The 23,183-nt window shown below is 61.3% G+C and carries 21 protein-coding genes; 13 read left to right on the forward strand and 8 right to left on the reverse strand.

Annotated features, from left to right (window positions below):
- Window positions 1–35: 35 nt before the first annotated feature.
- From HF949_RS05270 to HF949_RS05280, 3 genes are all read left to right on the forward strand, one after another.
- Complete coding sequence (locus HF949_RS05270; protein ID WP_292898760.1) at window positions 36–461, forward strand: Hsp20 family protein; 426 nt, start codon at window positions 36–38, stop codon at window positions 459–461.
- Window positions 462–569: 108 nt separating this feature from the next.
- Entirely contained in the window at window positions 570–827 is a 258-nt protein-coding gene (locus HF949_RS05275) for a DUF1150 family protein (RefSeq protein WP_292898762.1), read from the forward strand.
- 250 nt (window positions 828–1,077) lie between these two features.
- Window positions 1,078–2,133 (forward strand): C45 family autoproteolytic acyltransferase/hydolase, encoded by a 1,056-nt coding sequence (locus HF949_RS05280; RefSeq protein WP_292898764.1) that lies wholly within the window; start codon window positions 1,078–1,080, stop codon window positions 2,131–2,133.
- 53 nt (window positions 2,134–2,186) lie between these two features.
- Here the strand turns inward: HF949_RS05280 and ptsN are convergent, their stop codons facing one another.
- The 6 genes from ptsN to lptC all read right to left on the reverse strand — a co-directional run bounded on the left by ptsN (window position 2,187) and on the right by lptC (window position 7,230).
- On the reverse strand, window positions 2,187–2,651 hold the full coding sequence (gene ptsN, locus HF949_RS05285; protein WP_292898766.1) for a PTS IIA-like nitrogen regulatory protein PtsN: 465 nt from the start codon (window positions 2,649–2,651) through the stop codon (window positions 2,187–2,189).
- A 70-nt stretch (window positions 2,652–2,721) separates the two neighbouring features.
- Complete coding sequence (gene hpf / locus HF949_RS05290) at window positions 2,722–3,297, reverse strand: ribosome hibernation-promoting factor, HPF/YfiA family (protein WP_292898768.1); 576 nt, start codon at window positions 3,295–3,297, stop codon at window positions 2,722–2,724.
- 223 nt (window positions 3,298–3,520) lie between these two features.
- Window positions 3,521–5,014, reverse strand: coding sequence for an RNA polymerase factor sigma-54 (gene rpoN, locus HF949_RS05295; RefSeq protein ID WP_292898770.1), 1,494 nt, complete (start codon window positions 5,012–5,014; stop codon window positions 3,521–3,523).
- A 96-nt stretch (window positions 5,015–5,110) separates the two neighbouring features.
- Window positions 5,111–5,845 (reverse strand): LPS export ABC transporter ATP-binding protein, encoded by a 735-nt coding sequence (lptB, locus tag HF949_RS05300; RefSeq protein ID WP_292900002.1) that lies wholly within the window; start codon window positions 5,843–5,845, stop codon window positions 5,111–5,113.
- A gap of 75 nt (window positions 5,846–5,920) precedes the next feature.
- Entirely contained in the window at window positions 5,921–6,481 is a 561-nt protein-coding gene (locus tag HF949_RS05305; protein ID WP_292898772.1) for an LptA/OstA family protein, read from the reverse strand.
- A gap of 44 nt (window positions 6,482–6,525) precedes the next feature.
- Window positions 6,526–7,230 (reverse strand): LPS export ABC transporter periplasmic protein LptC, encoded by a 705-nt coding sequence (gene lptC / locus HF949_RS05310; protein WP_292898774.1) that lies wholly within the window; start codon window positions 7,228–7,230, stop codon window positions 6,526–6,528.
- A 363-nt stretch (window positions 7,231–7,593) separates the two neighbouring features.
- Here lptC and sppA point away from each other — a divergent pair, with 363 nt between their 5' ends.
- From sppA to HF949_RS05355, 9 genes are all read left to right on the forward strand, one after another.
- Window positions 7,594–8,556 carry a signal peptide peptidase SppA gene (gene sppA / locus HF949_RS05315; protein ID WP_292898776.1) on the forward strand — a complete coding sequence of 321 codons (963 nt, stop codon included), beginning with the start codon at window positions 7,594–7,596 and terminating at the stop codon, window positions 8,554–8,556.
- A 75-nt stretch (window positions 8,557–8,631) separates the two neighbouring features.
- A complete protein-coding gene (locus HF949_RS05320; protein WP_007008125.1) occupies window positions 8,632–8,922 on the forward strand; it encodes an integration host factor subunit beta in 291 nt (96 codons plus the stop codon).
- Window positions 8,923–8,988: 66 nt separating this feature from the next.
- Complete coding sequence (locus tag HF949_RS05325) at window positions 8,989–9,315, forward strand: LapA family protein (protein WP_292898779.1); 327 nt, start codon at window positions 8,989–8,991, stop codon at window positions 9,313–9,315.
- A 99-nt stretch (window positions 9,316–9,414) separates the two neighbouring features.
- Window positions 9,415–10,443, forward strand: coding sequence for a class I SAM-dependent rRNA methyltransferase (locus HF949_RS05330; RefSeq protein WP_292898781.1), 1,029 nt, complete (start codon window positions 9,415–9,417; stop codon window positions 10,441–10,443).
- Entirely contained in the window at window positions 10,440–11,300 is an 861-nt protein-coding gene (locus HF949_RS05335; RefSeq protein ID WP_292898783.1) for a TrmH family RNA methyltransferase, read from the forward strand. Before HF949_RS05330 ends, HF949_RS05335 begins: the two co-directional genes overlap by 4 nt.
- Window positions 11,297–11,794, forward strand: coding sequence for a signal peptidase II (lspA, locus tag HF949_RS05340; RefSeq protein WP_292898785.1), 498 nt, complete (start codon window positions 11,297–11,299; stop codon window positions 11,792–11,794). The genes HF949_RS05335 and lspA overlap by 4 nt, the downstream gene beginning before the upstream one ends.
- A 63-nt stretch (window positions 11,795–11,857) precedes the next feature.
- Window positions 11,858–12,853 (forward strand): acrylyl-CoA reductase (NADPH), encoded by a 996-nt coding sequence (gene acuI, locus HF949_RS05345; protein ID WP_292898787.1) that lies wholly within the window; start codon window positions 11,858–11,860, stop codon window positions 12,851–12,853.
- 67 nt (window positions 12,854–12,920) lie between these two features.
- Complete coding sequence (locus HF949_RS05350; RefSeq protein ID WP_292898789.1) at window positions 12,921–15,215, forward strand: PAS domain-containing hybrid sensor histidine kinase/response regulator; 2,295 nt, start codon at window positions 12,921–12,923, stop codon at window positions 15,213–15,215.
- Window positions 15,216–15,638: 423 nt separating this feature from the next.
- A complete protein-coding gene (locus HF949_RS05355) occupies window positions 15,639–16,514 on the forward strand; it encodes a GNAT family N-acetyltransferase (RefSeq protein ID WP_292898791.1) in 876 nt (291 codons plus the stop codon).
- Window positions 16,515–16,587: 73 nt separating this feature from the next.
- Here the strand turns inward: HF949_RS05355 and mauJ are convergent, their stop codons facing one another.
- Window positions 16,588–17,991 (reverse strand): methylamine utilization protein MauJ, encoded by a 1,404-nt coding sequence (mauJ, locus tag HF949_RS05360; protein ID WP_292898793.1) that lies wholly within the window; start codon window positions 17,989–17,991, stop codon window positions 16,588–16,590.
- A 30-nt stretch (window positions 17,992–18,021) separates the two neighbouring features.
- Window positions 18,022–20,307: an NADP-dependent malic enzyme gene (locus HF949_RS05365; RefSeq protein ID WP_292898795.1), complete on the reverse strand. Its 2,286-nt coding sequence runs from the start codon at window positions 20,305–20,307 to the stop codon at window positions 18,022–18,024.
- 226 nt (window positions 20,308–20,533) lie between these two features.
- Between HF949_RS05365 and mutS the strand changes: the two genes are divergently transcribed.
- Window positions 20,534–23,182 (forward strand): DNA mismatch repair protein MutS, encoded by a 2,649-nt coding sequence (gene mutS / locus HF949_RS05370; protein ID WP_292900004.1) that lies wholly within the window; start codon window positions 20,534–20,536, stop codon window positions 23,180–23,182.
- The last annotated feature ends 1 nt before the right edge of the window (window position 23,183 follow it).

The raw sequence follows: 23,183 nt of genomic DNA on the forward strand, positions 1-23,183 counted from the left end.
TCTCTATCCACGTCGCTCTTTGAGGACTGTTTGAAATGACGCGTATGACTCCTTTTTCGAACCCGCTTCTGCTTGGGTTCGACAGTATGGAAAAAACGCTCGAGCGCATTGCGAAATCGGGCGATGGCTATCCGCCTTACAATATCGAGCGCATTCGCTCGGAAAGCGAGCAGGGCGTTAAGCTGCGTATAACGCTGGCCGTCGCAGGCTTCAGCTCAGACGATCTGGATGTTACGACGGAAGAAAACCAGCTCATAATTCGCGGCCGGCAGGCGGACGAAGGCGAACGCGAATATCTTCACCGTGGTATTGCGGCACGCCAGTTCCAGCGCATGTTTGTGCTTGCCGAAGGGATGCGTGTTCTGAGTGCCGAACTGAAAAACGGCCTCCTGTCCATCGATCTCGACCGCCCCGAACCCGAGCGGCTTGTACAAAAAATAAACATTTCCGTGAAAGACTGACATACTGGTCTTATTCGGGAGGAACCCGGGCGGGCTGACCCGTTCCGGAACCTTGGGCTCTTCAGCGGGTTGGTTTCTCAGGGAAACGCCTGCGCTAAGGAGGCTTGCATGACCGAACATGAGCATAAATTGGCGATTACTCAGCAGCAGCTTGCACACATCGGCGAAGGCGCGGTGGCTTACATGCGCGAGATGAAGGCCGAGGATTTGCAGGGCAAGTTCCCCGGGATGCCTGATTTGAAGCCGGGCACACGGTTATGGGCGCTTTTCGGTGCCGATGGCCAGCCGATCCTGCTGGCGGATGCACGCGATGCGGCGCTCGCAGGCGCGATGCAGAACGATTTGGAGACTGTCAGCCTCCACTAGAACATTTTGCAGTCAGGTGGAAACACCTGGCGTCCGCACAAATGCGGAAAATCTGATGGATAAAGCGGAGCAGCCTTTCCGTGAAACGGTGAACCGCTCCTGGGCCGGACATTGAGGACGAAGCAGGGCGCGTTGGAGACCACGCGCCCTGACGCTTGTCTGTCCCGATCGCTTCCGGGTCTTGACAGCAGAGCCAATCTTCCAGGCAATGGTGTCGCGCCTTTCGCGCACCAGAAATGGAGGAGAGGCCATGCGGGCTAGCAAGACCGGATTTCCGCTTATCGATGTTTGGGGCAGGCCGGAGGAACGCGGCCGTCAGATAGGCGCCGCCTTCGGCGAGCGTATCGACCAGACGCTTTCCCTCTACAAGGCGTATTTCGCGCGGCCCGACGATGAACTCCTGCCGGTGGCGGCCCATTTTCGCAGTGTTGTCGAAAGGTTCGACCCTCAGTACACGGCCGAAATAGACGGTATCGCCGAGGGCGCGGAGGTCGATCCTTTGTGGATTTATGCCCTCAATGCACGCAGCGAGCTTCTTGCTGCACTTTCAGCCTCAGAATGCACGGTGGTGCACTACACCGGCACACCCTTTGCCGGGCAAAACTGGGACTGGTCGGAAAAGCTCGAGGATCTGGTCGTTTTGATCCGCTCAGAAGACGAGCGGGGTCGGCGCTTTTTGACCATGACCGAGCCGGGCATTCTGGCAAAGGTGGGTTTGAATGACGCGGGCTTTTGCGTGTGTCTGAATTTCCTTCCCACGCTCAAACCAACGAACGGGCTACCCTCGCACGTGCTCTTACGCGCTCTCCTGGACGCGGGATCCTGGGCAGAGGTGGAAGAAACGCTTGAGCGTGCCGGCACCGGCCGTTCGCTGAACCTGCTGATCGCAGGTGCAGATGGACACGGTATCAACATTGAATATGAGGGCGATGCCGCGCGGCGCATGGAGGTGGGTGGCGCCGCCACGACCCACACCAACCACTACCTGACCTGTGACGCGCCTGTGGATGCCGAGTTGCTGGAAAACTCGACGGCACGCCTCGACCGCATCCGCACCCTGACGGCTCCAGGTTCGCCGACGGACCTTGCCCGGCTCAAATCGGTTCTTTCCGATCAGGAGCACCCCGAGCACGCCATCCTTGCACCCTACAGGGACAGCGAAGGGTTCCTTGGCCGCAAGGGCACGGTCTGCACGATCGCGATGGATCTGGCCGAACGGCGCATGCACATCCGCCGCGGCAACGATCCGGCCAATCCGTTTCACCAGCTTCCGGTCGTCGAAAAGGAAACGGCCCTCTCCATGTGAGAAAGCCGTCTACGAGGAGAACCAATGGTCCCGCCGCCGCAAGCGCTGAGTGTTCAGGCGGCGTTGGAGGCGGGCGTCTGCGACAGGAAGCTGTGAATGGCAGCCGCGTCCTTGGTGCCGCGTATCTTGGCCGTATTGTCGGTATCGCGCAGAACGCGCGCGATACGCGACAGTGCCTTGAGATGATCGGCTCCGGCTCCTTCGGGCGCAAGAAGAAGGAAAACGAGGTCGACGGGCTGGTCGTCGATGGCCTCGAAGTCGACAGGGGTTTCCAGGCGCGCGAACACGCCGGTGATGCGGTCGATGCCGGGCAGTTTGCCGTGCGGAATGGCGACGCCATTGCCAACGCCGGTGGAACCCAGGCGCTCTCTTTGCAAAATGGTATCGAAAACTTCGCGTTCCGGCAGGCCGGTCACTGCGGCGGCCTTTTCGGCCAGAAGCTGCAGGAGCTGCTTCTTCGAATTGGCCTTCAGGGCGGGGATCACGGCCTTCTGGTCGATCAGATCGCTCAGATCCATGTCTATGCATCCTCTGCTTTGTCTGTTCGCCGGTCATGCTGCATGACCGGCGCTGAGGCTGGCACGGAACCTATGCGCTTGCCACTGCCGATGGGTCGATCCAGCCGATGTTTCCATCGGCGCGGCGGTAGACAATGTTCACTTCGTTGTTTCCGGCATTGCGGAACACGAAGACAGGATTGTCCTTGGTGTCGAGCTCGATGACGGCGGAGGCGACAGACATGGTCTGCAGAGCCATCTTCGATTCGGCGACCACGGTGGGCGCGTAATCTTCCGGGACCTCTTCTTCATCTTCGGCCACCGGCGCCATGACGCGATACGCAATGTCCATCGGATCGACAGTCTGGCCGTTGTTGTGGGACTTCAGCCGGCGCTTGTAGCGGCGCAAACGCTTTTCGATACGCTCGGCGGCAGCATCGAAAGCGGATTGCGGCTCCTGCGCTTGGCCAGTGCCCTGCAACACCATGCCTGTGTCGAGATGGATCATACAATCGGCGGCAAAACGAGAACCCGACTTTTCAACCGTTACGCGACCGGCAAACCCACCATCGAAATACTTGTCGACGGCTTCGCCGATCCGCTCCTCGATACGCGAGCGAAACGCCTCGCCGATGTCCATATGCTTTCCGGAAATACGTAAGCTCATCTGAAAACAGACCTTTCCTGATCAGACACCGAACGAATCGAGTTTATACGTGTGGCTTGCATGTACAAGGTGCCGCGGCGGATTGTGATGTAAGTCGGCCGCGTATCCCTTCTTCGGTTGCTGGCACTGCGGACAAAAGTCGAAGGCTCTCAAGGCCTGGTAGTCCATGCGGGCGGGCTTCTAGTGGCTTCCGTCGCCCTTGTCAATTCAACCGCAGGCGCAATCAGGCGCGCGTGCCTGCAGCCGCCAGCATCTTCTTCTCGCGGCGGCGCTGCACCGACGACGGAATATTGAGCGCTTCCCGGTACTTGGCAACGGTACGGCGGGCAATGTCGATGCCTTCTTCGCGCAGCATATCCACAAGGGCGTCGTCAGAAAGCACTGCGGAGGGCGCCTCGGCATCAATAAGCGAGCGAATGCGATCGCGGACCGATTCCGACGAGTGCGCGTCACCGCCGGATGCGGAGCCGAGTGCCGATGTGAAGAAATATCTCAACTCGAATGTGCCGCGGGGGGTCATCATGTACTTGTTTACGGTCACGCGGCTTACGGTCGATTCATGCATCCCGATCGCTTCCGCGACGGTGCGCAGGTTGAGTGGGCGCAGATGGCTGACACCGTGGATCAGAAAGGCATCCTGTTGGCGTACAATCTCGGAGGCGACTTTCATGATGGTCTTTGCCCGCTGGTCGAGGCTGCGGGCGAGCCAGTTGGCGCTCTGCAGGCATTCGTTGAGAAACTGGCCTTCGCCCTCGCGAGCCTGGCTGGAAACCTCCGCGTAGTACGGTTCGTTGACGAGAACACGGGGCAGGGTTTCGGGATTGAGTTCCACCGTCCAGCTTCCATCATTCGCCGCTCTTACGATAATGTCGGGGACAACCGGATCAGCAGTGCCGCCTGAGAATGCCATGCCCGGTTTGGGGTCGAGCGCCCGGATTTCCGACAGCATGTCGGCCAGATCTTCCGTATCGACCCCGCACAGGCGCCCGAGTGTACGGAAATCGCGCTTTGCCAGAAGCTCGAGATTGTCCACCATCGCCTTCATGGCGGGATCGTATCGATCCTGAGCGATCAATTGCAGTGCGAGACACTCCGCCAGATCACGCGCGAAGAGGCCCGGCGGGTCGAATGTCTGGCAGGTAGAAAGCGTTGCCTGGACGGTTTCAGCTGCGGCGCCGATACGCTGGGTGAGTTCTTCGATGTCAAGGGCGAGATAGCCTGCCTCATCCAGGCCATCGGCGAGTTCATGGGCGATGAGCAATTGCGCGGGGTCAGTGAAGGCCAGCGCGATCTGGCCATTTACGTGGTCGCGCAGGGTTGGGGCGGCGGCTGTTGTGCTCTCCAGGTCGAAAGCGGTGCCGCTGCTGCTTTGGAGCCCGTTGCCACTCGCCGATTTCCATTGCGCTGAGAGATCGGAGCCGATGCGCTCCTTTGTACCTGGATCATCCGGAAACAGGTTTTCCAGTGAGGAGTCCAGCTTGTCCGAAATGGATTCGGCTGTGTTTTCGCGCAGTTCCGGCTCGTTCTGCCAGGTTTCGGTGCGTTCTTCCGAATTGGCTTCGCCGCGCTCCAGCAACGGATTGCGCTCGATCTCGGAATCGAGGAAGCGTTCAAGCTCCAGATGTGTCATCTGCAGCAGCTTGATCGACTGCAGCAGTTGCGGCGTCATGACGAGCGATTGCGTCTGACGCAGATGGAGTTTTGGCGCAAGCACCATAAAAACCAGCCCCGATTGAGCCCGGCTGGGAGAGCCGGGAGAAAGCCGGATTCAATTGGCCCGACTTTTGCTTGTCAAGTTGAAAGAGGGGAATGGTTAAAGGGTGAAGCCTTCGCCGAGGTAAAGACGGCGTACATCGGCATTGCCGACAATGTCGTTGGGACGTCCGTGGGTAAGCACCTGGCCGGCATGAATAATATAGGCCCGGTCGATCAGTCCGAGCGTCTCGCGCACGTTGTGGTCGGTGATCAGGACGCCGATGCCGCGCGCGGTAAGATGGCGCACGAGCTGTTGGATGTCGGTCACGGCGATGGGGTCGATGCCGGCGAACGGCTCGTCGAGCAGCATGAAGTTGGGACGGCTCGCGAGCGCGCGGGCGATTTCCAGCCTCCGCCGCTCGCCGCCGGAAAGCGCGACCGATGGCGACTTGCGAAGATGGCTGATGTTGAACTCATCAAGCAGCGCGTCGAGGTTCTTGTCGCGTTCCTTGCGGCTGGGTTCGACAACTTCCAGGATCGCGCGGATATTCTGTTCCACCGTCAGGCCGCGAAAGATCGAGGCTTCCTGAGGCAGGTAGCCGATGCCCAGCCGCGCGCGGCGATACATGGGCATTCCCGTAACGTCGTGCCCGTCGATATGGATTGTGCCCTGGTCCACTGGAACAAGGCCCGTAACCATATAGAAGCACGTGGTCTTGCCTGCGCCATTGGGGCCGAGCAGGCCTACGGCCTCGCCGGCGCGCACGCCGATGGAAACTCCGCTGACGACCTGGCGGCCCTTGTACGCCTTGGTCAGGCCACGAGCGATGAGCGTGCCCTTGTAGTTGGGCAGCTTGCCCCTGGCCGGATTCTCCGCCGCGGGCTCTTTTGCCGGCCGCTTCTTACGCAACTTGGAAATCAATGTGGGTTACTGCCTGTTCTGGGAGCCAGGGGTGAGCAGCATTTTCACACGGCCGCCAGAACCACCGCCCTTGCAGCCATCAAGCTTTGCCTGACCGCTCTTCATCTGCACTGTGAGGCGGCAACCGACGATGACGTTCTCGCCCTCCGAAAGCACAACCTCCTTGCCCGAGAGCACGAGCACCTCGGTCGCCATGTCGAAAGTGGCGCTGTCGCCGGTGGCGACCTGCTTCTCCGACTTCACGTAGACATTGCCGTCCACCTCAAGTCGGTCGATATTCGCGCTTCCGGTTGCAGCAGAGCCGCCATCTTTCAGGTAATACACCTTCATGCGCCCCGCCTTGAGCAGGGTCGGCCCCTGCACGACGGACACGTTTCCGGAGAACACCGCAACATTCTCGCTCTCGCGCACTTCAAGGCGCTCACTCTCGATCTGAATGGGTTTGTCACCGGAAAGCTGGAGGCCGGTCAGGCGACTCTGGGAATCCTGCGCAAGAGCGGCAGAGGACACTCCCGCCAGAAGAAGAAGCACGCCAGAGGCGAGCCTGGAAAAGCTTCCGATGCGCATTGTGTTCCTCTCCATTGCCTGGTCATCGCGCCGGTGACCGTGGTTCAATTTCCCGCTGCTGCCGCTGTTTCGCGAAGCCGCGACGGGTCGATTGTAACGCGAACGCGTTTATCGAATACAAACACTTTGCCACCGTCTTCCGCTGCGAAGGAATCGGCTGCAATCTTCGTTCCTTCAAGCTCGATTTCCACCGGCTTCGAAGAGGCGAGGCTGCTGTTTTCGATATCGATTTCCGCAGAGTCCAGCGTGGCAACAATACCTGAAGTGGTGCGTAGCGAAATCTTGCTGGTGATGTCCAGACGATTATTGCTCCGATCATAGATGCCGTCACTCGCCTGGATGGTGGCGAAATTGTCGGCATCAACCGGCACATGGGCGCGAATGCCCTCCAGCTCGATGACATCCTCACCGCCCAGCTTCTGGCGTGCGCGCTCGGCTGTCATCTTGTAGGGGCGGTCGTCATTGGTGAAGCCGTTCAATTCGGGGCTGGACATGACCAGTGATCCGCCCTCGATCGATGCGCTTGCCAGATCTATCGCACCGCGCGTCCCGGAAAAGACGTAGGAATATCCGACGAACACAACGGTGATCACAAGAGCCGCTGCCGGAAGAACGCGTTTGAGAAGTCGCACACGCTGCGAATGCCGTGATGCCTGCTCGAAGGCTTCCGCACCGCGCTCGCTGCTACGGATTGCCTGCCCGCGCCCGCTCTTCGCCGCTTTGGCGCTGCTGTTGACTGATTCACTCATTCTATTTTTCCGTGTGCGCTACAGCAGACCAATCAGCCGATTAGGTCTGAGCCCTCCCGGATACTACCGATGACGATCCGATGAGGAACGCACGATCCATGAGGCGATACAACCCAACCCGGCTTCCGACCGAAACAGCGCAGCCACAAAACCCCGAGTTCCAAACTCGCCCCTTCATACTCCATTCAATCCCAATATGGCTATTTTTGGATTAACGACAATGATTTAGGCGCAATTTTTGCGCCTTTCTCGCCCATGACGTGTACTCGACGCAAAATCTTGTACAAAGGCGGTGGCTCCAGATTGGCCTTTGCACTAAAAGGCGCTTGGTTTGGACCGAAACCGGGTGAAAGCGAGGATGTCATGTCCACTCGAGCGGATGAACTGATCGACCGGCGGCGACTGCGGCGCAAGCTTACATTCTGGCGGGTTGTGGCCTTTGCCGTCATCGTGCTGGCGATCGCGTTCGCAACGCGTCAGATCATGGGAAGCGCGGTGGATGTTTCTGCGAACCATATCGCGCAGGTCAAGATTTCCGGAACGATCTTCGAAGATGACGAACTGCTGGAGAGGCTCCAGCGCATCCGCGAAGCCCCATCAGTGAAAGGCGTAATCCTGACTATCGACTCACCTGGCGGCACCACGGCCGGGGGCGAGGCGATCTACGAGGAGGTTCGGCGGCTGGCCAGCGAGAAGCCCGTGGCGGCGCAGGTGGGTACGCTGGCAGCTTCAGCCGGTTATATGATCGCCAGCGCCACCGATCATATCGTCGCGCGGCAATCCTCCATCGTGGGTTCCATCGGCGTCCTCTTCCAATACCCGGATGTGAGCGGTCTGATGGACAAGCTGGGTGTAAAGCTGGAAGAGATCAAGTCATCGCCTCTGAAGGCAGAGCCATCACCTTTCAAACCGACAAGCGACGAGGCGCGCGCCATGATCCGCGCGATGATTCTCGACAGTTACGACTGGTTCGTGGACCTGGTCACAGAGCGCCGACCCCTGTCGCGGGACGAAGTCTTGAAACTTGCCGACGGTTCGGTATTCACCGGGCGTCAGGCGCTTGAGAATAAACTGGTCGATGGGCTTGGCGGCGAACGTGAAGCAAAAGAGTGGCTGGTTTCAAAGGGGCTCAGCGACGATCTCGACGTTGTCGAATGGAAGAAGCGCGAAACGGCTGGCAGTCTCCTGCTGCCCCAGATCGCTTCCCGCTTTCTCGGAGTGCCCGAAGGCGGTGCCGACATCCTGCGTGAGCTTGGTGCCGACCGCATCTTCCTTGACGGTCTCCTGTCGGTCTGGCAACCTGAAATGAAAAGGTTGACTGACTAAAAAAGCAAACAAAATCATCTTTGTGTCACAGACACAGGGCGATAAACAGGGCAACTCAGCGGCGGAAAAGAATCCATGATCAAATCAGAGCTCGTGCAGACGATTGCCAATCGCAACCCGCATCTCTATCTGCGTGACGTGGAAAACATCGTCAACGCGATCTTCGAGGAGATCTCCGATGCGCTCGCGGAAGGAAACCGCGTGGAGTTGCGAGGTTTCGGCGCATTTTCCGTGAAGAACCGACCGGCTCGTACCGGTCGCAATCCTCGCACTGGCGAATCCGTCGAAGTCGAGGAAAAGTGGGTTCCATTCTTCAAAACCGGGAAGGAACTGCGCGAGCGACTGAACGCGGAGAAAGACCGTTAGGTCTTTCCTGAAACGTCTACCCGAAGCGTCTACCCCGAAGCGTCTACAATGTAACAGTGGGTTGAAATGGCCAACCGCATCATTCTCGTACTCGTTCTCGTGCCGTTGGCGGTAATCATCATTGCGCTGGCGGTTGCCAACCGCGCGCTGGTGCCTTTCACCATCGACCCGTTCAATCCCGGCAATCCTGCTCTCACTGTTCACTGGCCGCTTTTTACCTACCTCTTTGCCTCAGCGGTGCTGGGCATGGTGATTGGCAGCCTTGCCACCTGGTTCCGTCAGGGGCGCTATCGCCGCGACGCGCGTGAGCGCAGGAAAGAGGTCGACAAGCTGCGCAAGGCGCCGCCTGCAGTCGCGCGTAATGCGCCGCAGATCAAACACTCCGCTTCGTGAACCCAGTTTAATTGAGATGAACCCGGCGGAGGCTTTGTTGCCTGTCCTGCGCTGCTATGGCAGAAGCGCGGGCATGATTGCCCAGTGTCGGAGACCCGATTGAAGCCAGCGCGCCCCAAACGCCGGAACGAAGACCGGCGCAGCCCCAGGAAGCACTCAGCGCCGGGCGAGAAGCCGCAGCGGCAACCGGCGACAAGCGCTCGTCCGGCGCCCCCGCGGCGCAGCGGTGCCCTGCCGGATGAGCGGCTGCCCGTCATTCTCGAAGTGTTGCCGAATGATGATTATGCGCTGCTCGATTCCGGCGGTGGGCAGAAGCTTGAGCAATACGGCCCCTATCGCATCGTGCGGCCGGAGGGGCAGGCGATCTGGCGACCTGCGCTTGGCCCGGCGGAATGGAACAGGGCGGATGCCATCTTTACCGGCGATACCGACGAAGAAGGCATGGGTCGCTGGCGTTTTCCCAGGGAGCCACTCGGCGAGACATGGCCAATGCGCCATGACGGGATCGACTATCTCGGACGTTTCACCTCGTTTCGTCATGTGGGCGTCTTTCCCGAGCAGGCGACACACTGGTCGCACATGGAAACGCTGGTGCGCGAGGCGCGCCGCCCGGTGAAGGTGCTGAACCTTTTCGGCTATACGGGGCTTGCCTCGCTGGTTGCGGCCCGGGCGGGGGCTGAAGTGACGCATGTGGATGCGTCCAAGAAGGCGATCGGCTGGGCGCGCGAGAACCAGGAAATGGCCGGCCTCGGCGACAAGCCGATCCGCTGGATCTGCGAAGATGCGGTAAAATTTGCCGAGCGCGAGGCGCGGCGCGGCAATGCCTATGACATCGTTCTGTTCGACCCGCCCGCTTATGGGCGCGGGCCCAAGGGCGAGGTGTGGCAGCTGTTCGAGGATCTGCCCTATCTGGCCGATCTCTGCCGCTCGATTCTGACACCCAGGCCGCTGGCGGTGGTGCTGACGGCCTACTCGATCCGCGCCTCCTTCTTCGCCATACATGCCCTGATGCGCGACACATTTGCCGGCGATGGTGGTCGAGTGGAATCGGGTGAACTGATCATTCGCGAGAAATCGGCAGGCCGCGCCCTGTCCACCTCGCTGTTTTCGCGCTGGGTAGCATCATGAGCGGACATGACAATGAGCGGCGCAGGCCGGGTCAGGTGAAGGAAGTCACCAGCCTGACCAATCCGATCATCAAGGATATACGCGCGCTTGCGCAAAAGAAATATCGCGACCGGGAGCACGCCTTCATCGCCGAGGGACAGAAGCTGGTGATCGACGCTTTCGATGCCGGCTGGACGATCCGCACGCTGCTCTATGCCAAAGCGGGGCGCGGCAATGAGGCGGTGGAGCGGCTGGCCGCGCGCACCGTGGCATCCGGCGGTCTTGTTCTCATCGTCAGCGAAAAGGTGCTCTCGACCATCACCAAGCGCGACAATCCGCAGATGGTTGTCGGCGTCTTCGAGCAGAAGACGGTTAAGCTTGAAACCGTAAAGCCCGCCGATGGCGACGTCTGGGTGGCGCTCGACCGGGTGCGCGATCCCGGCAATCTCGGCACGGTTCTGCGCACCGTGGACGCCGTGGGCGCAAAGGGTGTCATCCTCGTGGGCGACTGCACCGACCCGTTTTCCTTCGAGACGGTGCGGGCCACGATGGGCTCCATATTCGCCGTGCCCATCGTGCGCTCGAGCGAAGAGGCGTTTCTCGCCTGGCGGAAGGGGTTTTCCGGCCGGGTTGTGGGCACGCATCTGAAAGGCTCGGTCGATTTTCGCACCGTCGATTACAAGAAGGGGCCGGTCCTGCTCCTGATGGGCAATGAGCAGCAGGGCCTGCCGGACCGGCTTGCCGAAAGCTGCGACACGCTCGTGCGCATCCCGCAGGCGGGGCGGGCGGATTCGCTCAATCTCGCCGTAGCAACGGGCGTGATGCTCTATGAAATCCGGCGCGAGGCGCTGCCGCTTGAAGAAAGGGCCGACGCATGAGCGCGCGCGCCATCGGGTTTTACGCTGTGCTAATCGTGCTCCTCACGGTGGCAGATCAGGTGGTGAAAGAGCTGGTCGAGACCATGATGCCGCTGCATGAGCGGATCGGGCTTCTGCCGTTCCTCTCACTTCTGCATTCACGCAATACCGGCATAGCCTTCTCCATGTTTTCCGGGATGAGCGATCTTGCGCTCAGCCTTGTGATGGCAGGTGTGATCCTGTTCATCGGGTATCTCGCACTGCGCACGGGGGCCGCGCAAAAATGGGCGCGGTTCGGCTTCGCGCTCATTCTGGGTGGGGCATTCGGCAATCTCATCGACCGGCTCACCAACGGTTTCGTCACCGACTACATCTATTTCCACACGCCGGTCTGGTCGTTTGCGATCTTCAATCTGGCCGATGTGTTCATCACGGTCGGTGCGGGACTTGTCATCCTCGACGAGTTTCTTGACTGGCGGCGCGGCCGCATGGGCGGCCAGACGCACGCGGATTGACCTCGCGCCCGCTGCGCCGCAAAGTCTGCCATCATCGATGACCGTAACCAGCCGGAGTGAGTGATGGCGGACACGTTTCAAGCGGTTCTGATTTCGCGCGACGAGGACAAGAAGCAGTCCGTCGAATGGACGGAGCTTTCCGAAGACGATCTGATGGAGGGCGACGTTACAGTTGCCGTGGAGGCGACCACCGTCAACTACAAGGACGGGCTCGCCGTTACCGGCAAGGCCCCCGTGGTGCGGCGCTTTCCGCTTGTGCCGGGCATCGATTTCGCCGGCACGGTTGTGAAATCCACCCATGACGGCTGGAAAGAGGGCGATAAGGTCATTCTCAACGGCTGGGGCGTGGGTGAGACGCATTATGGCGCCTATGCCGGGCGCGCGCGGGTGAATGGTGACTGGCTGGTGCCGCTGCCCGACGGAATGAGCGCGAAGGACGCCATGGCCGTGGGCACCGCCGGCTATACGGCCATGCTGTGCGTGATGGCGCTGGAACGTCACGGCATCACGCCGGAACGCGGGCCGGTGGTGGTGACGGGGGCGGCCGGCGGTGTCGGCTCTGTCGCAATCGCGCTTCTGGCCGGGCAGGGGCATCACGTGATCGCCTCCACCGGGCGCGCATCCGAGGCCGATTACCTGAAGGAGCTCGGCGCATCAGAAATCATCGACCGGGAGGAGCTTTCCGGCCCCGCCCGTCCGCTCGGCAAGGAGCGATGGGCCGGTGGCATCGATGCGGTGGGCAGCCACACGCTCGCCAATGTTCTGTCGATGACCTCCTATGGCGGCGCGGTTGCTGCCTGCGGTCTGGCGCAGGGCATGGACCTGCCGGCCAGTGTCGCGCCGTTCATCCTGCGCGGCGTCTCGCTGCTGGGCGTTGATTCCGTCATGGCGCCGAAGGAACTGCGCATGGAGGCCTGGCAGCGCATTGCCAAAGAACTCGACCACAAAAAACTTGGCGCGATCGCAAGCGTCGTGCCGTTCAGCGACGTGATTTCGGTGGCAACGGACATCATCGAAGGCAGGGTGCGCGGGCGCGTGGTGGTGGAGATGCCCGGTTAAGGCGATCGCTAAAATTCAAACGACCAGCCAAAAGCTTCCGTAATTCCCGCCGCCTATTGTCTTCGCCATGACAGTTGCGGGGAAAAACAAAAGCGACCAGAAGCCGGCAAGGACGCTTTCTCCAGAGCGGCAGCCGCGCAAGAGGATCCGCATCAGGCCACCGGCGCTCGCGCCGGTGCGGCTTCCCGTGCCGACACATCATGGCGAGGTGGCAATCGGTCTCGCGATCATCCTGATTGCCGGGCTCAGCCATCTGACAGGCGCTTCACCGCTGGTCAGCATGGCGCTTCTGGGGCTGGGCGCTCTTGCGCTGGCCATCGCCTTGCGCGCCTCCAGGGCGGACCGGCGCATGGCGACTGCGCTTGCCGAATCCGAGACGGTTAATCGCGGCGAGCTCGAAGAACTGGCCGACCGCATGTGGGAGCTGCGCGAAAGCGAGGAGCGCTTTCACGGGCTGGTGGACGCGCTGGGAGACCTGATCGTCCACCGCGACCGCAGCGGCCGCATCGTCTATGTGAACCGCGTGTTCGCCGATCTTCTGGGTCGCGACCCTTCCACCCTGGTGGGCCGCACGCTGAGCCAACTCGGCATCGACATCGGCCTCGTGCCCGATGCGGCTTTCACCGATGGCGAATGCCTGAGTTCTACCGATGTGGCGATCCACACGCGTGGCGGGGTGCGCTGGTATTCATGGATCGAGCACTCGGTGCGCGACGACAGCGCGGATTCGGTGTCGCACCGCGCCATTGCGCGCGACATCACCGCCCGCAAGCGGGCCGAGACAGCGCTGATCAACGCGCGCGAACGCGCCGAACAGGCAAGCCGCGCGAAATCGAGCTTCCTCGCCACTGTGAGCCATGAAATCCGCACCCCGATGAACGGCATTATGGGCATGGCGACGCTTCTGGCCGACACGGAACTGACGCCCGAGCAGCGCACCTATGTGGGCGCGGTATCCACTTCTGCGAGCGCGCTTGTGGCGCTGATCGAGGACCTGCTCGACTATTCCAAGATCGAGGCGGGGCGGCTGGAACTGGAGCCCCAGGCGCTCCCGGTGAACGAGCTCGTGGAAAACGTGGTCGAGCTTCTGGCTGCCCGCGCCTTTGCAAAGAACATCGGCCTTGGCTGCTACATCGCGCCGGATGTGCCCGAAACCATCACGGCGGATCCGGGCCGGCTTCGCCAGGTGCTGATCAACCTGCTCGGCAATGCGCTCAAATTCACCGACGAGGGCGGGGTGACGGTCGCGGTCTCGCGGGCGGAGAAGAATGGTGCGCCGGCGCTGCGGATTGCCGTTTCCGATTCCGGGCCCGGGCTCGAAAAGGACGACATCAACCGTATTTTCAAGGATTTCGAACAGGTGGACGGCAGCTCCACCCGCCGCCATGGCGGCGCGGGGCTCGGCCTTGCCATCACCAAGCGCATTGTCGACGCGATGAATGGCTCGATCAGCGTGGCGAGCACGCCGGGCGAGGGCTCGGAATTTGCCGTGCTCCTGCCGCTGGACGCGGAGGCGGAAGAGGCGGGCCGCGTCGAGCCGGTGCTTGAAGGGATCAACGCCGTCATTCTTTCGCCCTTCGCACAGGAGGCCGAGACCATCGCCATGACGGTGCGTGTCCATGGCGGGCGCGCGGCGATCGCCGCCACTGCGGAGGATGCGGCAAGGCTCGCCGAGGAGAGCGGCCGGCCGTTCAACACGGTGCTGGTCGACGCCTCGCTTGAAAGCGACGAGGGCGCGCTGATCACCCGTCTGCACAAGCTCGGCGTGGGCGGAGAGCGCGCGCTGACGCTGATCACGCCTTCCGAGCGCGGGCGGCTTCCCGCGTTTCGCGCCAGCGGCTATGGCGCGTTTCTCGCGCGGCCCGTGCGTGGCAGGACGCTGCTGCGCCAGCTTTTGGGCAGCAAGGGCGAGGCCACCTGGCCGGCTGCGGAAACGCATGATCGCACACATGATGCCGGGACCATGGGCCGGCGCGCGGGCGGGCTCAACATCCTTGTGGCCGAGGACAACGAGATCAACGCCATGCTGGCGCGCGCCACACTGTCTCGCGCTGGGCATCGGGTCACCCTCGTCTCCAACGGGCGCGAGGCGGTGGAGGCGGTGAGCGCGCCGGGCACACGCTTCGATGCGGTGCTGATGGATCTGCACATGCCGGTGATGGACGGGCTCGACGCCATCAACGCCATCCGCCGTCACGAGGAGGAAACAGGGCTGGCACCTCTGCCCATCCTCGTTCTCACCGCCGACGGGCAGGAAGAAACGCGCAGCGGCGTGCTTGCCCATGGCGCCAATGGCTTTGTCACCAAGCCGCTCGACCCGGACGAACTTCTGGCCGCGCTGGAGCTGCAGGTCACGGCCTGAGAACAGGGTGGGGACAGACCCAGGTGCGGAATGAGCGGTTCGATTGGGCGGGTTGCGAATGCCGCTTCTCTGTGCCTTCACCCTCATCCTGCGCTTCCTGAGCCTGTCGAAGGGCGAAGGGCGGGGTGAAGGCATGCACGACCCTCGCCACCGCCGCTGCACTCCATGCCGCCCTCGCCCTTCGACACGCTCAGGATGAGGGCTGTGTGGTCCTTCGCCCTCCAAGCACCGCGTCTACCCGGGCCTGACGCGGGACCCATTGAGAGCAGGGCCTGGTTTTGCAGAAGGTGCTGCCGGTGGAGCAGGGGCGGTGCCCGCGCCCCCACTCCCGCTTGCCGCTTACCCTCGTGTGACGGTAGTGTCATAGTTCTGTCGCAAGCGATCACTATCTGAGCGTCAACGCCAAGCGGAGGAGAATCAGCAATGCAGGGCATCACGCTGAACCGGACGCCTCTCGATGACCAGGCCGCAAGGCCGCCGCTCGTAAGCGCTGCCGAGGAGGCTCTTCTGGGCCGCATCGGCTCGCTGGAAGTGCGCCTTGCGCGCAGCGAGGAGGAGATTGTCGCGGCCCAGAGCATTCGCTACCGGGTTTTTTATGACGAGATGGGCGCAAAGGCGCCGCTCGGCGCGCTGAATGCCGACCGTGACGCGGATGCGTTCGATGCCGTGTGCGACCATCTTCTGGTGTTCGACACCGCGCTTCCGGGCGAGGATGTGGACCGCATTGTCGGCACCTACCGGCTTTTGACGCCGGAGGGCGCGCGCCGGGCCGGAAAATTCTATTCCGCAGACGAATTCGCCATCGAGACGCTGATGGCCCGCCACCAGGGCCGCCGCTTTCTGGAGCTTGGCCGCTCCTGCGTTCTGCCGCCCTACCGCACCAAGCGCACGATCGAGCTTCTGTGGCAGGGCATCTGGGCCTATTGCCGCAAGAAGCGCATCGACGTGATGATGGGCTGCGCCTCCTTCCCCGGCGTCGTGCCGGCGGCCCATGCGGAAGCGCTCTCCTTCCTCGGGCATTTCTGCCAGGTGGAGGCCGAGTGGCATGTGCGCGCCGTCGCCAGCCGCTATGCCCCGCTCGACCTGATGCCGAAGGAAGCGATCCAGACCCGCTCGGCGCTTGCCGCCATGCCGCCCCTCGTCAAAGGCTATCTGCGCCTCGGCGCCCGCTTTGGCGATGGCTGCGTGATCGACCATGATTTCGGCACCACGGATGTGTTCGTCGTGCTGCCGGTGGAGGCGATCTCGGACCGGTATATCAATTACTACGGGGCCGAAGCGCAGCGCTTTGCGGCTTGAGAAGGCCGTATTCAAAAATTTAAAGTATTGATTTAGTGTTCGGCTGTTAAAGGTACTGATCTCTTCAGATTGTTTAATCGTGAAGGTACGATTCCGAAAAATTGAAAATCGTTCGGATGTGATGGCGCGCTAGCGCCCGTATGATTTGGGCTGCGTTCGAAAGCCTGATTGTTTCAAGCGAATTGTCTCCATCGGAGGGATGATTTCGGGAGGCGTGAGCTGACGCGACGCGGCAGTTTTCAAAGATATATTTCTCAACGGAGATACCGTTTCGGTCTTTGTGAAACTGTTCTATCGTCCTCTCATTCACGTTTGCACATGCTTCTTCGAAAGCATCCGCGATCCACTGCCTGACCTCCCGGCCTTTGCGCTTCATTTCGAACACTTTGAAGAAGCTCAAAACTTCCTGTGATGCGATGCCAGCTTCAGCTGCGTTCAGGCCCTCTCTGTAGTAAGAGAGACAGTTCAGTAACGCATTGTCTTGAGGCATTGTCCGGTAGAACATCCAACGCTGCATTGTGGCAAACGCTGTGTCATGTCTCGGAACTGGCACTGGTACAGGGTTGCCAGACCAACCATCGCGCAAGACTGCATGGCAATCATCGCACCATGAGAGCAGGCTTAAAAAGCGATTCAGAAGTGTCAGAGCTTCTTCATTTGTGATGCGTTCAGTGTGCAAATCTATGCTGATTGAATGTGAATACTCACTAGTTTTGGGAAACAACACAAAATGATGGCCGCCAAAAGAAATACGTGTTGGGCTCTTCGGCCATGTGGCATCGGTATCAACGCCAATATTCAGAAAACATGAATGCGACGTGGCACCCAGACGTTGACAAAAAGCGCCTAGCTCTTCTTCATTCTGATATTCGCACCAATCCGTCTCCACAGGCAAATTTAAGCTCCGGGAGAGAGCGACATTTCGTTTGAGCTCTCGAAAAAAGGCGCGGCCTAGAATGAGTTGCCTAGTACTGGCTGAAATCGGGCGATCGTGGTCAAATTCTTCCTCGGAACCCTTTGCTGTCAGCGAAATGGCGTATTTTGAAACATATGAGAACGTCCGTCGCTGGCCGTTCTCTTCGGAAACGAGACGCGCTTGGTATTCATTCGCCCCAGAGGTGTGGGCCATCGATAGTGATAGCGATATTAGCGTTTTCCAGACTTCACTTTCGCTGAGCAGGGCAGCAATGGCGGAGTTGAGCGAGGTCGACCTTTGAAACGAAGCTTCGATGCCGCCCACGGGCCGAAGGTCACCCATAATAGAGGCGACCTGCCCTGCCCTGTTGCTGGATTTTGGAACGAATCCAATTATTGCGGAAGCGATCTGCTCGTTGGTGAGACGTTCGCCAGCCTTGCCGCGCCCACGAGGCAGTAGGTGATAGCTGCGCAAGCCTTCGAAGCGCTTTAACGTTTCGCTGTAATCTTCTGCTTCGGAAATACTCTTGTGAAGTATAGAAGATAGGCTCTTTGCATACATGTTTTTTTATTTTCTTGAGTTTTTCTGACCTCAAACCGCCGCATTATAAGCCGCAATCGCCGCCATGTTTACGATATCCGAATCCTTCGCGTTGAGCGAAACCACCTGAACAGACTTGTTCAGCCCCACCAGAAGCGGGCCGATGACGGTTGAGCCGCCCAGTTCCTGCAGCATCTTGGTGGAGATGGAGGCGGAGTGGAAGGCGGGCATGACGAGCACGTTCGCCGGGCCCGACAGGCGGCAGAAGGGATATTGCTGCATCAGGCTCGGATTCAGCGCCACATCGGCGGCCATCTCGCCATCATATTCGAAATCGACCCGGCGCTTGTCGAGGATCTTCACCGCCTCCTGCACACGCTCGGAACGTTCGCCCGGCGGGTGGCCGAAGGTGGAATAGGCGAGCATCGCCACGCGCGGCTCATAGCCCATGCGGCGGGCCTGTCCGGCAGCCTCCTCGGCAATGTCGGCCAGCTCCTCGGAATTGGGCATGTCGTGCACCGCCGTATCGGCCACCAGCACGGTGCGCCCGCGGCACAGCGCCAGCGTGACGCCGATGACCCGGTGGCCGGGGCGGGCGTCGATCACGCGGCGCACATCGTCGAGCACGGTGGAATAGTTGCGCGTCACGCCGCTCACCATCGCATCCGCATCGCCCAGCGCTACCATGGTTGCGGCGAAGTGGTTGCGGTCGTTGTTGATCAGGCGCTGCGCATCGCGGAAGAGATAGCCCTTCCGCTGCAGGCGCTCATAGAGATAGTCGGCATAGATGCTGTTGCGGCGCGAAAGCCGCGCATTGATGATCTCGATGCCGGATTTGGAAAGATCGACGCCCGCCTGCCGCGCCGTCTCGCGGATCTGCTCCTCCCGGCCGAGAAGAATGGCGGTGCCGAGCTTCTGGTTCACATAGGAGGCGGCAGCGCGCATCACCTGTTCTTCCTCGCCCTCGGCGAAGACCACGCGCTTGGGCTGGCGGCGCACCCGGTCGTAGATGCGCTGGAGCGTCGAGGCGAGCGGGTCGCGGCGGGCCGAAAGCTCGTTTTCGTATTTCTGCATGTCGAGGATGGGACGGCGGGCAACGCCCGAATCCATCGCCGCCTTTGCGACAGCCACCGGCACCGCCGAGATGAGGCGCGGATCGAACGGCACGGGGATAATGTAGTTGGGGCCATATTTTGGGCGGTTGCCCTGATAGGCTGCGGCCACATCGTCCGGCACGTCCTTGCGGGCAAGCTCGGCCAGCGCTTCGGCGGCGGCCACCTTCATCGCGTCGTTGATGGTGGTCGCGCGCACATCGAGCGCACCACGGAAGATGTAGGGGAAGCCGAGGACGTTGTTCACCTGGTTGGGATAGTCCGAGCGGCCCGTCGCCATGATGGCGTCGGTGCGGATTTCGGCCACTTCCTCTGGCGTGATTTCCGGGTCCGGATTGGCCATAGCGAAGATGATCGGGTTTTTCGCCATGGACTGCACCATGGTCGGCGTCAGCGCGCCCTTGGCCGAAAGGCCGAAAAACACATCCGCCCCTTCCAGCGCCTCGGCCAGCGTGCGCTTGTCGGTTTCGACGGCATGGGCGGATTTCCACTGGTTCATGCCTTCCTCGCGGCCCTTGTAGACCACGCCCTTCGTGTCGCAGAGGAAGACGTTTTCCGGCGCAAGGCCAAGCGATTTGGCAAGCTCGATACAGGCAATGCCGGCAGCCCCCGCGCCATTGCAGACAAGCTTGGTCGTCTTGATGTCGCGGTCGGTGAGGTGCAGCGCGTTGATGAGGCCGGCGAGCGCGATGATCGCCGTGCCGTGCTGGTCGTCATGAAAGACGGGGATGTCCATCAGCTCGCGCAACTGGCTTTCGATGATGAAGCACTCGGGCGCCTTGATGTCTTCCAGATTGATGCCGCCGAAGGAGGGGCCGAGCAGCTTGACGCAGTTGACGAAGGCGTCGGCGTCTTCCGTGTCGACCTCGAGATCGATGGAATCCACGTCGGCGAAGCGTTTGAAAAGGACGGATTTGCCCTCCATCACCGGCTTGGAGGCGAGCGCGCCCAGATTGCCGAGGCCGAGGATCGCCGTACCGTTGGAAATGACGGCCACCATGTTGCCGCGCGTGGTGTAGTCGAAGGCGCGGCTCGGGTCTTCGGCAATGGCCTGAACGGGAACCGCCACGCCCGGAGAATAGGCGAGCGACAGGTCGCGCTGCGTCGCCATCGGCTTGGTGGGGGTGATTTCCAGCTTGCCGGGTCTGCCGGATGAGTGGAAGTCGAGCGCTTCCTGCGGGCTGACGGACGGTCCCTGACGTTCGGACTTTTTATCGTTGGGCATGTCGGCTTTTTTCCTCCGGGAGACGGGCTCTGGCTTATGCTTTCTGTGGAGTTTTGCCAGTGACGGGTGCATAAGGCTACACTTTTGCCCAGTAAATGGCCAAGCAGATTGAAGCTGTTGATTTGAAGCCAGTACAAAGCCAATGCAAAGGCTGGGGGAGCCCTCCTTGAACGACGAAACGCCCATGCGCCAAAAGGCAATGCAGGCAGCCGCCGGGGCAACGCCCATGATGGCGCAATATATCGAGATCAAGACGGCCAATCCCGATTCGCTCCTGTTCTATCGCATGGGCGATTTCTATGAGCTGTTCTTCGAGGATGCGGAGATTGCCAGCCGGGCGCTGGGCATCACGCTCACCAGGCGCGGCAAGCACCAGGGCGACGACATCCCCATGTGCGGCGTGCCGGTGCATGCGGCTGACGATTATTTGCAGAAGCTGATCGGGCTTGGCCATCGCGTCGCTGTCTGTGAGCAGATGGAAGACCCGGCGGAGGCGAAGAAGCGCGGTTCGAAATCCGTGGTGCGGCGCGATGTGATCCGGCTGGTCACGCCGGGCACCATCACCGAGGAAAAGCTGCTCGACCCCTCCGAGGCCAACTATCTGATGGCCCTTGGCCGGGTGAAGGGAGGGGATGAGAGCCTTGCGCTCGCCTGGATCGACATTTCCACCGGCGCGTTTCGGGTCGCACCCACGCGGCCCGACCGGCTTTTGGCCGATGTACTGCGCATCGACCCGCGTGAGCTGATCGTGCCCGAGGCCGTCTATTATGACGAGGCCTTCCGGCCTGCCTTCGATGTTCTGGGACGGGTGGCCAATCCGCAGCCGGCGAACCTGTTCGATTCCGCCTCCGCCGAAATGCGCCTGACGCGCTTTTATGGCGTGGCGACGCTGGAAGGTTTTGGCCGCTATTCCCGCGCCGAGCTTTCGGCCATTTCCGGCGCGGTCGCCTATGTGGAGAAGACCCAGAAGGCAGAGCGTCCGCCGCTTGGCCGCCCGGAACGTGATGACGAGGGCGCGAGCCTGTTCATCGACCCGGCGACCCGCGCCAATCTGGAGCTTGGCCGCACCTTGTCCGGCAGCCGCGAGGGCAGCCTTGCCAAAGCCATCGACCGCACGGTGACGGGGGCGGGCAGCCGGCTTTTGTTCGAGCGGCTCATGTCACCGCTCACCGATCCGGAGGCGATTGGCAGGCGGCTCGATGCGGTGTCCTTCTTTCTTGCCGAGCCGGGCCTGCGCGAGGATATGCGCCGGCTTCTGAAGGGCGTACCGGACATTGCCCGCGCGCTTTCGCGTCTGGCGCTCAACCGTGGTGGCCCGCGCGATCTCGGCGCGCTCGCCTCCGGTTTCGAGGCAGCGCATGGCGTGGCGGAGCTGCTTATGGGTAAGGACGCGCCGGCGGAGATCGCCGGAGCGCTTTCCGGAATAGCCGGTCTTCCCATGGATTTTGCCGCCCATCTTGCGCGCGCGCTTTCTGATGAGCTTCCGCTTTTAAAGCGCGACGGCGGGTTCATCCGCGCCGGCTACAATGACGAGCTCGACGAGATGCGCGCGCTTCGCGACCAGTCGCGCCGGGTGATCGCCGAGATGGAGCGGCAGCTTGCCGAGGAGACGGGCGTCAAGTCGCTCAAGATCCGGCACAACAATGTGCTCGGCTACTACATTGAGGTCACGGCCAACAATGCCGGCGTGATGACGGGAACGGATGAGGCCAAGGCCCGCTTCATCCACCGCCAGACCATGGCCAACGCCATGCGCTTCACCACGACGGAACTGGCCGAGCTTGAAACGAAAATCGCCAACGCCGCCGACCGCGCCTTGCAGATCGAGCTTGGCGTGTTCGACCAGCTGCTGTCGGAAGCAGTGTCCGCCGCCGATAGCATCCGCGCTGCCGCCGATGCGCTGGCGGTGCTCGATGTTTCGGCCGCACTTGCCGAGCTTGCGGAAGCGGAAAACTATTGCCGCCCGCAGGTGGACGACAGTCTCGACTTCCACATTGAGGGTGGACGGCATCCGGTGGTCGAGCAGGCGTTGCGCAGGCAACTGGCCGAACCGTTCGTTGCCAATGACTGCGACCTCTCGCCGACAGGTGAGGAGCAGGCGGGCGCGATCTGGCTTCTGACAGGCCCGAACATGGGCGGTAAATCGACTTTTCTGCGCCAGAACGCGCTGATCGCGGTGATGGCGCAGATGGGCTCCTTCGTGCCCGCGTCTATTGCCCGCATCGGCGTGGTGGACCGTCTCTTCAGCCGCGTCGGTGCGTCCGATGATCTGGCGCGTGGCCGTTCGACCTTCATGGTCGAAATGGTGGAGACCGCGGCGATCCTCAATCAGGCGGGGCCGCGCGCGCTGGTGATCCTTGATGAGATTGGCCGGGGAACAGCGACGTTTGACGGTCTTTCCATTGCCTGGGCAGCGGTCGAGTATCTGCACGAACAAAACCGCTGCCGGGCGCTCTTCGCCACCCATTTCCACGAGATGACAGCGCTTTCCGAAAAGCTCGGAAGGCTCTCCAATGTCACCATGCGGGTGAAGGAATTCGAGGGTGACGTGGTGTTCCTGCACGAGGTGGGACGCGGCGCGGCCGACCGCTCCTACGGCGTACAGGTGGCGAGGCTTGCTGGCCTGCCCCATGCGGTGGTCGAACGCGCCCGCGAGGTGCTCCAGCAGCTTGAAGAGGGCGAAACCTCCGGCAATGCCTCGAAGCTGATCGATGATCTGCCGCTCTTCTCGGTGGCGGCAAAACAGGAAGCCAAGGCATCGAAGGCACCTGACCGGCTTGGCGATGAGCTGCAGGCGATCAACCCCGACGACCTGACCCCGCGCGAGGCGCTGGAGGCGCTTTACCGGCTGAAGCAGATTGCGGCGGAGAAATAGG

This window comes from Nitratireductor sp. (assembly GCF_017794765.1).
Taxonomy (GTDB): domain Bacteria; phylum Pseudomonadota; class Alphaproteobacteria; order Rhizobiales; family Rhizobiaceae; genus Nitratireductor.